Source organism: Sphingorhabdus sp. EL138 (assembly GCF_945862485.1).
Lineage (GTDB): Bacteria > Pseudomonadota > Alphaproteobacteria > Sphingomonadales > Sphingomonadaceae > Sphingorhabdus_B.
The window spans coordinates 1-11,827 of the sequence record NZ_CAMAYF010000023.1 but is presented as its reverse complement, the minus strand read 5'-3'; the positions used below and the strand labels follow the sequence as shown (position 1 = coordinate 11,827).

Genomic DNA, 11,827 nt, shown 5'->3' with positions numbered 1-11,827 from the left:
GAAAGAAACCGGTGCGTAAGCATCGAGTGACGGAGGGGCCTTCCGTCTGACGCTGGGTTAGAGCGGCGCACCCCCTCCACCATCCTTTGGATGGTTCCCCTCCCCGCTCGCGGGGAGGAATTGGAGAAGTTGGATGGGCGTAGAAAACCAGGATTTCGAATTAGAGTGCGGACCGAGTTGGGAACGTGCCAACTGGCCGTTGTCGGCAACAGACGACTTGACTGCATCGCTTGACCCCACGCAAATGGCGCTCGAGGTGAAGGCTGCGGCAAAGGCCGCTGGCAATCCAATGGCCGAGTCCGATGCGGTTGCAGCAGCAAGCGATTCGATCCGCGCGATGATGCTGGTGCGCACATACCGTGTGCGCGGGCATCTGGCCGCCAATCTTGATCCGCTTGGCCTGTCGAAGCAGGATATCCCTGCGGACCTGACGCCAGAATATCACGGTTTTTCGGGAGCCGACCTCGACAAGCGCGTCTATGTCGGCGGCACGCTTGGTCTGGAATGGACCACGGTACGCGAGCTCGTAGATACGCTGCGCGCCAATTATTGCGGGCCGGTCGGTCTTGAATATATGCATATTTCCGACGTCGAAGAGCGCCGGTTTCTGCAAGAACGGATGGAAGGTAAGGACGCCGCCATTCAGTTCACGCCTGAGGGTAAGAAGGCCATTCTCGCCAAGGTTATCGAAGCCGAGCAATATGAGAAATTCCTTGGCCGCAAATATGTAGGCACAAAGCGTTTCGGCCTTGATGGCGGCGAATCGATGATTCCGGCACTAGAGGCTGTTATCAAATATGGCGGCCAGCTTGGCGTGCGCGAAATCGTCTATGGGATGCCCCATCGCGGCCGCTTGAACGTGCTCGCCAACGTGATGGCCAAGCCCTATCGCATCATCTTCCACGAATTTTCAGGCGGTAGCGCCAACCCCGATGATGTCGGTGGTTCAGGCGATGTAAAATACCATCTTGGCACCAGCACCGACCGCGAATTTGACGGTATCAAGGTGCATATGAGCCTTGTGCCGAACCCGTCGCACCTTGAGGCCGTAAACCCCGTCGTCTTGGGCAAAGTGCGCGCCAACCAGACGGCGCGCGACGACCTGGGCAAGCATGAGCAGGTATTGCCCGTGCTGCTACACGGTGATGCCGCCTTTGCTGGGCAGGGCATTGTGTGGGAGTGCCTAGGCTTCTCCGGCATTCGTGGGTATAATACCGGTGGTTGCTTGCACTTCATCGTTAACAACCAAGTCGGTTTTACCACCAGCCCGCAATATGCGCGGTCGTCGCCTTATCCTTCAGATGTTGCGAAGGGCGTTCAGGCGCCGATTTTCCACGTCAATGGCGATGATCCCGAAGCGGTGACCTTCGCGTGCAAAATTGCGATTGAATTCCGCCAGACATTCCACCGCGATATCGTCATCGACATGTGGTGCTACCGCCGCTTTGGCCATAATGAGGGCGATGAACCCGGCTTTACGCAACCATTGATGTACAAAGTCATCAAGAACCATCCGGCCGTAAGCACTCTTTACGCACAACGTCTTCAAGCTGAAGGTGTAATCGACGCCAATTGGTCAAATGAACACGCGATGCGTTTTGTCCAGGCGCTTGAGCAGGAATTTGCCAGCGCCGCAGATTATAAGGCGAACGCCGCCGACTGGTTTGGTGGCCGCTGGTCAGGCCTATCGAAGCCCGCTGACCCGGAAACGGCTCGGCGCAATGTATCTACGGGTATCACGCGCAAATTATTCGACAGCCTTGGTCGTACGCTGACGACTGTACCCGAAGGCCATAACATCCATCCAACATTAAGCCGCGTTCTTGATGCCAAGAAAACAATGTTCTCCTCTGGCGAAAATTTCGATTGGGCAACCGGCGAAGCGCTTGCTTTTGGTTCGCTGCTTTCCGAAGGCTATGGCGTGCGTTTGTCGGGTCAGGATTCCGGTCGCGGCACATTTAGCCAGCGGCACGGTGTCTGGGTAGACCAGACCACTGAAGAAAAATATGTGCCGCTTTCAACGCTACCGCATGGACGGTTTGAAATCCTCGATAGCCCATTGTCTGAATTCGGCGTGTTGGGCTTTGAATATGGCTATGCCGGTGCCGAACCAAAAACATTGGTCCTCTGGGAAGCGCAATTTGGTGATTTCGTGAATGGCGCGCAAACGATGATAGACCAGTTCATTGCGTCGGGTGAAGCCAAATGGCTCCGCGCTAATGGCCTCGTGATGCTATTGCCGCATGGCTATGAAGGTCAAGGGCCAGAGCATAGCTCGGCACGCTTAGAACGCTTCCTGCAATTATGCGCGGAGGATAACATACAGGTCGCCAATTGCACCACGCCAGCCAACTATTTCCACTTGCTGCGCCGGCAAATGGCGCGGCCATTCCGCAAACCGCTTATTGTCATGACGCCAAAGTCGCTTTTGCGTCATAAACTCGCGGTTTCAAAGGCAGAGGATTTCCAAGGCGAAAGCCATTTCATGCGGATCCTGTCAGATACCAATGCGCCAGCCGATAAGGACGTGAAGCGGCTAATTTTATGCTCTGGAAAAGTCGCCTATGACCTGATGGAAGCCCGCGACGCATCAGGCGACAAAAATACCAGCATTGTGCGTATTGAGCAGCTGTACCCGTTCCCGTCGGAACCGTTGATTGTGCGTCTGAAGCGTATGACCAATTTGGAAGAGTTGGTCTGGGCACAGGAAGAGCCGCGCAATGCCGGAAGCTGGTCATTCGTCGATCCTTATCTGGAAGAATGCCTTGCCGAAGCCAATGTTGGCCCCACCCGCGCACGTTACGCCGGACGCAGGGCCGCTGCCGCAACTGCGACAGGCCTGGCGAAGCGCCATCAGGCCGAACAAGCTGCCTTGGTCGCTGAAGCGTTAGGCCATAATGTCCGCAAAGAAATCCGCCGGCAACGTTCAGGTGGCAAAAAACCAATCACCCCTCCATCCACGTGAGGATTAGATTATGAGCACTGAAGTTAAAGTCCCTGTATTGGGCGAGTCCATCACTGAAGCCACGCTTGGTCAATGGTTGAAGAAACCCGGTGAAGCGGTCGCTATCGACGAACCGATTGCTAGCCTTGAAACTGACAAGGTTGCGGTCGAAGTGCCGTCGCCTGTTGCAGGCATCATGGGTGCCTATGCCGTCGAAGAGGGTGCGACCGTCAATGTCGGCGCTGTCATCGGATCCATCGAGGCTGGAACCACTGCAGCCGCGCCTGCAAGGGCCGCAGCGTCAGTCGCGCCAGCGGTTACAACCACCGCTGCGCCTGCTGCCGAAGTGGAGAACAGCGACCTACCGCTTTCACCCGCCGTACGCCGCCTTGTGTTGGAACTGGGTATTGACCCAAGCAAGATCAGAGGCACTGGCAAGGACGGTCGCCTAACGAAGGAAGATGTTTTGGCCGCGGCCAAGGGCGCACCCGCTCCATCTGCCGATACCACCGTTAGCGCTGCGCCAACAACGCAAGCAACAGGCGCGCGTTTGGAAGAACGCGTAAAAATGACCCGTCTGCGTCAGACGATCGCCAAGCGCCTGAAGTCCGCACAAGACACAGCCGCATTGCTGACAACGTTCAACGATGTCGATATGTCAGCGGTGATCAAAGCGCGCGCGACCTACAAGGATCTGTTTGAAAAGAAGCATGGTGTCCGCTTGGGCTTCATGGGCTTCTTCACCAAGGCCGTGGCTTTGGCTGCACGCGATGTGCCGTCCGTGAACGCGAAGATTGAAGGCGACGAAATCGTCTATCACAATTATCTCGATGTATCGGTTGCAGTCAGCGCACCCAACGGCCTTGTGGTCCCGGTCGTCCGCAATGCCGATGCAATGAGCTTTGCGCAAATTGAGAAGGCCATTGGCGACTTTGGTGCAAAGGCGAAGGCCGGCACGTTGACAATGGAAGATATGTCCGGCGGCACCTTCACCATTTCCAATGGCGGTGTGTTTGGCAGCCTGATGTCGACGCCGATCATAAATCCCCCGCAATCGGCAGTGCTTGGCCTACACCGTATTGAAGATCGCGCGGTCGTCTGTGATGGACAGGTGGTGGTGCGCCCGATGATGTATTTGGCGTTAAGCTATGATCATCGCCTCATAGACGGCCGTGAAGCTGTTACCTTCCTGAAGATCGTCAAAGAGGCGATTGAAGACCCGACACGGTTGTTGATCGACCTTTAAGGAGCCTGAGCCATGGCAGAACATGATTACGACCTGATCGTTATTGGCGCAGGTCCAGGCGGATATGTCGCCGCAATCCGCGCAGCACAATTGGGGCTGAAAACGGCCTGCGTCGAAAGTCGCGAAACCTTGGGCGGCACATGCCTGAACGTTGGCTGCATTCCATCCAAGGCGTTGCTGCACGCGTCCGAAATTTTTCATGAAGCGCAATCGGGTTCGCTGGCGAAATTCGGCATCGATTTTTCGGGTGTTTCGCTCAATCTCGACCAAATGCATGCCGAAAAGGCAAAAGCCGTTGGTGAGCTGACAGGTGGAATCGAGTTTCTGTTTAAGAAAAACAAGGTCGATTGGTTGAGGGGTCATGCGGCGTTTACCTCCGCCAACAGTTTGGATGTTGCTGGTAAAAGCTACACCGCAAAGAATATCATGATCGCAACAGGGTCGTCGGTTACGCCATTGCCTGGCGTCGAGATTGACCAGAAGCTTATAGTCGATTCCACCGGCGCGCTTGCCTTGCCAAAAGTGCCAAAGCATTTGGTGGTGATTGGCGGCGGGGTTATTGGCCTTGAGCTTGGTAGTGTGTGGCTACGCCTTGGCGCGCAAGTTACCGTTGTGGAATATCTTGACCAAATTCTGCCCGGCATGGACGGCGAAGTTCGCAAAGAAGCGGCCAAGATTTTCAAGAAACAGGGCTTTAACATCCGTACGGGTACAAAGGTGACTGGCGCGACCGTTAAGGGCAACACGGCCACGCTGACCGTTGAACCCGCTGCGGGCGGCGCTAGTGAAACGATCGAGGCAGATTGCGTCCTTGTCGCCATTGGCCGCCGTGCGAATACCGACGGCCTCGCGCTGGAAAAGGCAGGGCTCACTGTCAACGCGCGTGGACAAATTGAGATCGGCCATGATTTCCAGACCAGCGTTCCCGGCATCTATGCGGTGGGCGACGTCTGCCCTGGGCCGATGCTGGCGCATAAGGCAGAGGATGAAGGTATTGCAGCCGCAGAATTTGTCGCTGGCCTGACCGGAATCGTTAATCATGACGTTATTCCGGGTGTGGTCTATACCTATCCTGAAATCGCGAGCGTTGGCTTGACCGAAGAAGAAGCCAAAGAAAAAGCGGCTGTGTCGGGCGGCGAAATCAAGGTCGGCAAATTCCCCATGATGGCGAATAGCCGGGCAAAGACCAACCGCGACACCGACGGTTTTGTGAAGGTCATCGCCGATGCTAAAACCGACCGTGTTTTGGGCGTCCATATCATTGCGTCGATTGCAGGAGCCATGATTGCCGAAGCGTGCACTGCGATGGAATTTGGCGCAACATCGGAAGATATTGCTTATACCTGCCACGCGCACCCGACCCATGCCGAAGCATTGAAGGAAGCGGCCATGGCCGTAACCGGTAAGCCGATCCATATGTAATGGTCACGCAAGCGGTCCGGATTGCCCCAGCCGCGATTTCATGGCTGGACCTATTTGGCATCGCTGTTTTTGCCATACGCACAATGGACATTTAAAAGGGCTGGGCGACCCCAGCCTATCGCGGATAGCTAGCGCACACGGCTTGCGAATAGCCGGTTAAGATTGACGATTTTAGGCTTGTCCCATTGGACAATATACGGGTGCCGTGGGTTCTTCGCCATGAAGTCCTGATGGTAGCTTTCCGCAGGAAAGAAGCTGAAGGGCTCAATCTTCGTCACAATCGGCTTCTTCCAATACGCCGCTTTATCCAATTGCGAGATATAGGCGTTTGCCGCATTTCGCTGTGCGGCATTGGCAGGGAAAATGGCTGTGCGATATTGCGCGCCTCGGTCCGGCCCTTGGCGATTCAACTGCGTCGGGTCATGCGCCACCGAAAAGAATATGTGCAGCAAATCAACATAGCTGACTAACGCTGGATTATAATTGATACGCACTGACTCGGCATGCTTCGTCCGCCCTGAGCTGACGAGGTCGTAATTGGCCTTCGCTTTGGTGTCGCCTGAATAGCCGGACTCGACGCGGGTGACGCCTTTCACGCGTTCGAAAACCGCCTCGACACCCCAAAAGCAGCCACCGGCAAATATAGCGACCTGTTGTGTTTTAGGTTCGACAATGCGAGCGGCGGGCGCAGCTATGCGAAGACCCTCAGTGGCATGCGCGCTGGCAATTGGGCCTTCAACGTCGGATCCACATGCCGTGACAAGACCAAGGAGCAGCGTCACATTCAATGTGCGAATGATACATTTATTGGCGCTGTGCCGACTTTTCATAATACGCCGCTGGTAATGGAGTGCGAAACTTCAACCGTTTTATGGCTTGCAAGGGCAGGCTTGACCAACGTCAACCCGGCCACACCAAGGGCAATTCCGTCCAAGAGGCTCAAGAAAAGGTCCGACCGCAGAAAGTTGAAAATGCCGTCCATCTCTTAGCTCTCTTTTCCGGGGTCCAATTAAAAATGTTGAGCAGATACGCGCCAGAGCTCCGAAAGATTTCAAGCATGCACAGGATTAAGCAAGGCTTAACGTGCTTAACCTCCCCCCAAATATGTTGCTTAGGTCAGCGCCGCACAAGCCGCTTGAATACGCAGGCACGCTTCCTTCAAAATGTCCGCTGATGTTGCATAAGAAATCCGGAAACCGGGTGACAAACCAAAGGCCCCACCATGCACCGCCGCAACGCGATATTCGTCGAGGAAATAATCGATGAGATCTGCATCGGTTTGAATGATTTTACCTTTGGGCGTTTTCTTACCCATCACGCCAGTGGCATCTGGATAAACGTAGAAGGCACCTTCGGGGGTAGGGCAGCTGAGCCCTGGTGCATCGTTTAACATCGCCACCACAAGGTCTCTACGCTCCCGGAAGGCCTTGTTACGTTCGCGCAAGAAATCTTGCGGGCCTTTCAATGCCGCCAACACAGCATATTGGCTGATCGAGCAAGGGTTGCTCGTCGACTGCGATTGCAAATCGGCCATGGCCTTAATGAGCCAAGCCGGACCGCCCGCATAGCCAATCCGCCAACCCGTCATCGCATAGGATTTAGACGCGCCGTTCATGGTCAGCGTGCGGTCGTACAAGGCTGGACAGACTTGAAGCATCGTCGCAAACGGCTTGGGCGCGTACCAGATATGTTCATACATATCGTCCGACAGCAGCATCACATGTGGATGCTTCAATAGCACCTCGCCCAACGCTTTGAGTTCCTCCGCATCATAAGCCGCACCGGTCGGGTTTGATGGCGAATTCAAGATGAGCCAGCGTGTTTTTGGCGTGATGGCGGCATTAAGCTGATCGGGGGTGATTTTATAATTTTGCGCCGCAGTAGCCATGATGATGACTGGCGTGCCGCCTGCAAATTGCACAATGTCAGGATAACTTACCCAATATGGCGCAGGGATGATAACCTCATCACCGACGTCAATGGTGGCGACAAGCGCGTTGAACAGGGTGTGCTTGCCACCTGAGTTTACGGTAATTTGCTTCGGCGAATAATCGATATTGTTATCGCGCTTGAACTTGGCGATGATTGCCTGCTTGAGGGGCGCAATGCCGTCAACGGCAGTATATTTCGTCATCCCATCGCGGATCGCCTGAATGGCGGCGTCCTTAACGAAGTCTGGTGTGTCAAAATCCGGCTCTCCGGCGGACAGGCCGATGACATCAATGCCTTGCGATTTCAGGTCAATTACGCGGCCCGACATGGCAAGCGTCGCAGAGGGAGCAATCCGCCCGAGGGCAGCCGACAGATGGTCAATCATCATCATACTTTCGCGGAGTTATTGAACTGAAATTGCGTGTCTGCCCCTAATGGCTCATCAAAAATTACGCAACCCTGTTGGCCCTTATCAATCCCCGCAGGCTGTTGCCGATCCAAAATCCATCCGACAGGTCCTCTATCCTTAGGTCGGCTTCTTTCGCTTTGCCCGCCTCAATCAGTTCACGCCGCAATATGGAGGGCAGCAACCCAGTTTTCAGTCGCGGGGTCAAAAATTTGCCATCGCACTCCACAAACAAAGCGGTAATGCTGCCCTCGGTAAGCAAACCGTCGCGGCCGACAAACACCACTTCATCGCAATCTGGCCGCGCCCTGCGCGCGTCGTCGTAAAAGGCGCGGTTAGAAATTTTATGCCGCAAGCGGAAATCACCTGCGTCAACGGGCAACGACACGACGCCAACGCGCCACTCGGCTACATCTTCCAGCGGCCAAATTTCAATTGCTTGCGTGCCATGCCGCGATACCATCAGGCGGATTTTGGAGAGACGCTTGAGGTTGCAAATACTTTCCTGCAAGCGGTTGTGTAATTGGTGCCGATCAAATTCGAAGCCAAAGTACGCCGCGCTCGATTTCATCCGCTCAAAATGTTTGTCCAACCGCAAGATGCCAGTCGCGGGCTCGAACCGCATCGTTTCGATAAGGTCGAAACCCGGATTTTTCAGTTTCGAGAAATCCCCTTTGGCCAAACATTCGGCCCATTCATCTCCCTCAACGGAATCAGCCACTACGCCAGATCCTAATCCAAGCGAGAGGGACTTTGTTTCTTCACACAGCGTAAATGTCCGAATAGCAACGTTGAACGCGGCGTCGCCATTGTCATCTATCCGGCCGATGGAGCCACAATAAATACCACGTGATATAGCTTCGACCTCATCCACCACTTGCATGGCACGGATTTTCGGTGCGCCGGTAATGGAGCCACTGGGAAACAACGCCTGTATGACATCAATGGCATCATGCCCATCGGCCAGCACGCCCGCTACCGTAGAAGTCATCTGGTGCACCGTTGGATAGCTTTCAATATGGAAAAGTTCGGGCACCTTGACGCTGCCCGCCACGCAGACGCGCGATAAGTCATTACGCAACAGATCAACTATCATCAGGTTTTCGGCCCGTTGCTTTGGGTCCATACGCACATGCTCGGCGGCCTGTGCATCCGCCACCGGATCGGTCTGACGCTGCGCCGTCCCCTTCATGGGCTTGGTCGTTATCCTTTGGTCTTTCAACGCAAAAAACAGCTCAGGCGAAAAAGACAGATAATGGGTTTGCCCAGTCCAGATCACTCCACCATAGCCAGCGCGGGCCCGGGCCCGCAACGCGGCGTATAATGCGAGCGGATCGCCGGCATAATCCGCTGTCAGCGGGAATGTCAGATTGGCCTGATAGATATCCCCAGCACAGATATATTCCTGCACTGTCGCAAAGGCCCGACTATAGTCCTCGCGCGATATACTTGGACGCAGTTCAGACAACCACGTGCCAGCGGGATCGGGTAACAGTGATGTCACAGAATCTGCATCTATAGTACTGAAATTATGAAATAATCCAAACCATGCCAGCAATCCAGATGGCGCAGGCGTCAGGTTGGGCAAGAAATGTGCGCCAGCCTCATAGCCGAAAAATCCCGCAGCATGCAGGCCATCGCGCTGCGCTTGTCGAAGCGATTCCAGCAGCGAACGTAGCCCGTCACGGTCATGAGCGGTCAGGACTTTTACCGGATTTGTATACAGCCGTGCAGGCGATGCATCTTGCGTCCGCGCATCATCGAGCAGAACGAAAGGTCCCTCTTTAGGGATCATATGCTGGTGGCGGCTGGAGCGGGTGAGGGGAATCGAACCCCCGTATTCAGCTTGGGAAGCTGCTGCTCTACCATTGAGCTACACCCGCGCGACATACCGCATTTTATCCTGCTAGATAGGATTTTGCCAATGCCCAAAATCCTAGCCTTTCAAGCGGTCAGCATGCCAAGTAAGATGCTCGCCCATGAAGGTCGAGATGAAATAATAGCTATGGTCATATCCTGGCTGCATGCGGATGGTCGCTGGCTGACCTACCGCGGCGCACTGCTCGGTCAACAAATGTGTTTTAAGCTGCGCCTCTAAGAAATTGTCGTCACCGCCTTGGTCAACCAAAAGGTCAGGTAAGCGCGCACCATCAGCAATCAACGCAACGCTGTCATATGCGCGCCACTGGGCCCGATCTTGCCCAATATAGCCACCTAGTGCTTTTTCACCCCATGGGCAGCTCAATGGCGACACAATGGGCGCAAACGCGGATGTGGAACGAAACCGTCCCGGGTTTCGCAGACTGATTGTCAACGCGCCATGCCCGCCCATCGAATGGCCCATAATCGCTTGTCGCTGCATATCGGCGGGAAAATGTGCCGCAATGATAGTTGGCAGTTCATTTTCGATATAATCTTGCATCCGGTAATGCTGGTCGAAAGGCGCTTGCGTCGCGTTGACGTAAAAGCCTGCGCCAAGACCGAAATCATAAGCGGCCTCCGCATCGTCAGGAACGCCCTCACCACGCGGGCTGGTGTCCGGGGCGATAAAGATCAATCCAAGTTCGGCACAGGCACGACGAAATTCGCCCTTCTCGGTCACATTGGCATGCGTACAGGTCAGACCCGACAAAAACCAGACGATCGGCAACAACGCACCATCTTCATGGGGCGGCACATAGACCGAAAAGGTCATGTCGGTGCCGGTAGCCGCCGATGCGTGGCGATACACACCTTGAACGCCGCCAAAAGCAACGTTGGTGGACACAGTTTCTATGGTCATGCTGACTCCAATATCGGGATAGATTTTATCAATGGTGGATGGCCCCAAAAGGTCAGTGCCCGAACAAGGTCATCGGGTGCAAGGCCAAGGGTCGCGCTGTTGCGTAGCGGGTGGCAATTGATAAGCTCCGCTGCCCTCAACGATTCATCCAAGACGAACCGCACGGCACCAGCGGTATCATTTATCGCAGCCAAAGCCGTGACGGAACCCGGCGTAATGCCCAGTAAGCGTTCCATGTCCTCCGCTTTGCCAAAACTGACACGGCCGCATCCAACCGCAGCGGGCAACGCCTTTAAGTCGACGCGCGCTTCTGCCGGAACAGTGACGAGATAATAGTCCCCCGCTTTGTCCTTCAGGAACAAGTTCTTTGTATGCGCTCCGGGAATGGCATCATTATGCGCGGCACTTTCGGCCACGGTAAACACCGCAGGATGTTCATGGACTTTATAGGCGACGCCGAGCGCAGCTAGGTCTGTATAAAGCTGCGCTTCGGCATCGGTCATAGCGTTAGTCTTATTAGTCCGTGACGCGGTGCAAGGCGCACAGCTTGTTGCCATCGGGATCGCGCAAATAGGCGAGGTACAGTTTCATGCCATTGCCTTCGCGAATGCCCGGCGCATCTTCAATCGCCACGCCGCCATTGTCGACGCCGGCCTGATGCCAGGCATTGGCTTGCTCCGGGGTCATAGCAAAACCGACCGTGGAGCCGTTACCATGCGTTGCCGGATTGCCGTCGATTGGCGGTGTGACAAGAAACAGCGATCCATTGTGCATATAGATCAAACGGCCCTTAGGGTCTTCGATCCCTGGCTTTCCGCCCATCGCAGCAAAGGTTGCGTCGTAAAATTTCTTTGAACGGGCAATGTCATTGCTGCCGACCATCATGTGACTAAACATATTCGTTTCTCCCTTTTATTAAAACACCACTACGCTGCGGATGCTTGTCCCCGCATGCATTAATTCGAACGCTTTGTTGATTTCTTCGAGGCCCATGACATGGGTGATCATCGGGTCAATCTCGATCTTGCCGGTCATGTACATATCGACAATCTTGGGTACATCGGTCCGGCCCTTGGCGCCGCCAAAAGCGGTACC

General features: G+C 54.9%; 9 protein-coding genes, 1 tRNA gene and 1 pseudogene. 3 read left to right on the top strand and 8 right to left on the bottom strand.

The genetic code is table 11. The annotated features are described in order from the left end of the window. Positions 1–133 precede the first annotated feature (133 nt). Genes Q0O33_RS08855 through lpdA form a run of 3 tightly spaced genes read left to right on the top strand, consistent with a single transcriptional unit; the run spans position 134 to position 5,612 of the window. The gene (locus Q0O33_RS08855; RefSeq protein WP_295498459.1) at positions 134–2,965 is read left to right on the top strand and encodes a 2-oxoglutarate dehydrogenase E1 component; all 2,832 of its coding nucleotides are present in this window, start codon (positions 134–136) and stop codon (positions 2,963–2,965) included. A 10-nt stretch (positions 2,966–2,975) separates the two neighbouring features. Beyond that, the gene (gene odhB, locus Q0O33_RS08850) at positions 2,976–4,190 is read left to right on the top strand and encodes a 2-oxoglutarate dehydrogenase complex dihydrolipoyllysine-residue succinyltransferase (protein WP_295498457.1); all 1,215 of its coding nucleotides are present in this window, start codon (positions 2,976–2,978) and stop codon (positions 4,188–4,190) included. Positions 4,191–4,202: 12 nt separating this feature from the next. After that, entirely contained in the window at positions 4,203–5,612 is a 1,410-nt protein-coding gene (gene lpdA, locus Q0O33_RS08845) for a dihydrolipoyl dehydrogenase (RefSeq protein WP_295498455.1), read from the top strand. Positions 5,613–5,740: 128 nt separating this feature from the next. Here the strand turns inward: lpdA and msrA are convergent, their stop codons facing one another. The 8 genes and pseudogenes from msrA to Q0O33_RS08805 form a co-directional block, all read right to left on the bottom strand. Further along, the gene (msrA, locus tag Q0O33_RS08840; RefSeq protein WP_295498452.1) at positions 5,741–6,442 is read right to left on the bottom strand and encodes a peptide-methionine (S)-S-oxide reductase MsrA; all 702 of its coding nucleotides are present in this window, start codon (positions 6,440–6,442) and stop codon (positions 5,741–5,743) included. A 281-nt stretch (positions 6,443–6,723) separates the two neighbouring features. After that, positions 6,724–7,926: a pyridoxal phosphate-dependent aminotransferase gene (locus tag Q0O33_RS08835; protein ID WP_295498527.1), complete on the bottom strand. Its 1,203-nt coding sequence runs from the start codon at positions 7,924–7,926 to the stop codon at positions 6,724–6,726. A 67-nt stretch (positions 7,927–7,993) separates the two neighbouring features. Then, positions 7,994–9,745 (bottom strand): aminodeoxychorismate synthase component I, encoded by a 1,752-nt coding sequence (gene pabB / locus Q0O33_RS08830; protein WP_295498450.1) that lies wholly within the window; start codon positions 9,743–9,745, stop codon positions 7,994–7,996. 14 nt (positions 9,746–9,759) lie between these two features. Beyond that, a tRNA-Gly gene (locus tag Q0O33_RS08825) sits at positions 9,760–9,833 on the bottom strand. Between the two features lie 53 nt (positions 9,834–9,886). Then, positions 9,887–10,732 (bottom strand): S-formylglutathione hydrolase, encoded by an 846-nt coding sequence (fghA, locus tag Q0O33_RS08820; RefSeq protein WP_295498448.1) that lies wholly within the window; start codon positions 10,730–10,732, stop codon positions 9,887–9,889. Beyond that, a complete protein-coding gene (locus Q0O33_RS08815) occupies positions 10,729–11,235 on the bottom strand; it encodes a prolyl-tRNA synthetase associated domain-containing protein (protein ID WP_295498446.1) in 507 nt (168 codons plus the stop codon). Before Q0O33_RS08815 ends, fghA begins: the two co-directional genes overlap by 4 nt. Positions 11,236–11,248: 13 nt before the next feature. Then, positions 11,249–11,629: a VOC family protein gene (locus tag Q0O33_RS08810; RefSeq protein WP_295498442.1), complete on the bottom strand. Its 381-nt coding sequence runs from the start codon at positions 11,627–11,629 to the stop codon at positions 11,249–11,251. An 18-nt stretch (positions 11,630–11,647) separates the two neighbouring features. Continuing rightward, a pseudogene (locus Q0O33_RS08805) lies at positions 11,648–11,827 on the bottom strand (S-(hydroxymethyl)glutathione dehydrogenase); the annotation flags it as partial.

Bases quoted from the DNA above. Each gene is read 5' to 3' on its own strand.
- Q0O33_RS08855 (WP_295498459.1), top strand. From the start codon at position 134: ATGGGCGTAGAAAACCAGGATTTCGAATTAGAGTGCGGACCGAGTTGG.
- odhB (WP_295498457.1), top strand. From the start codon at position 2,976: ATGAGCACTGAAGTTAAAGTCCCTGTATTGGGCGAGTCCATCACTGAA.
- lpdA (WP_295498455.1), top strand. From the start codon at position 4,203: ATGGCAGAACATGATTACGACCTGATCGTTATTGGCGCAGGTCCAGGC.
- msrA (WP_295498452.1), bottom strand. From the start codon at position 6,442: ATGAAAAGTCGGCACAGCGCCAATAAATGTATCATTCGCACATTGAAT.
- pabB (WP_295498450.1), bottom strand. From the start codon at position 9,745: ATGATCCCTAAAGAGGGACCTTTCGTTCTGCTCGATGATGCGCGGACG.
- fghA (WP_295498448.1), bottom strand. From the start codon at position 10,732: ATGACCATAGAAACTGTGTCCACCAACGTTGCTTTTGGCGGCGTTCAA.
- Q0O33_RS08815 (WP_295498446.1), bottom strand. From the start codon at position 11,235: ATGACCGATGCCGAAGCGCAGCTTTATACAGACCTAGCTGCGCTCGGC.
- Q0O33_RS08810 (WP_295498442.1), bottom strand. From the start codon at position 11,629: ATGTTTAGTCACATGATGGTCGGCAGCAATGACATTGCCCGTTCAAAG.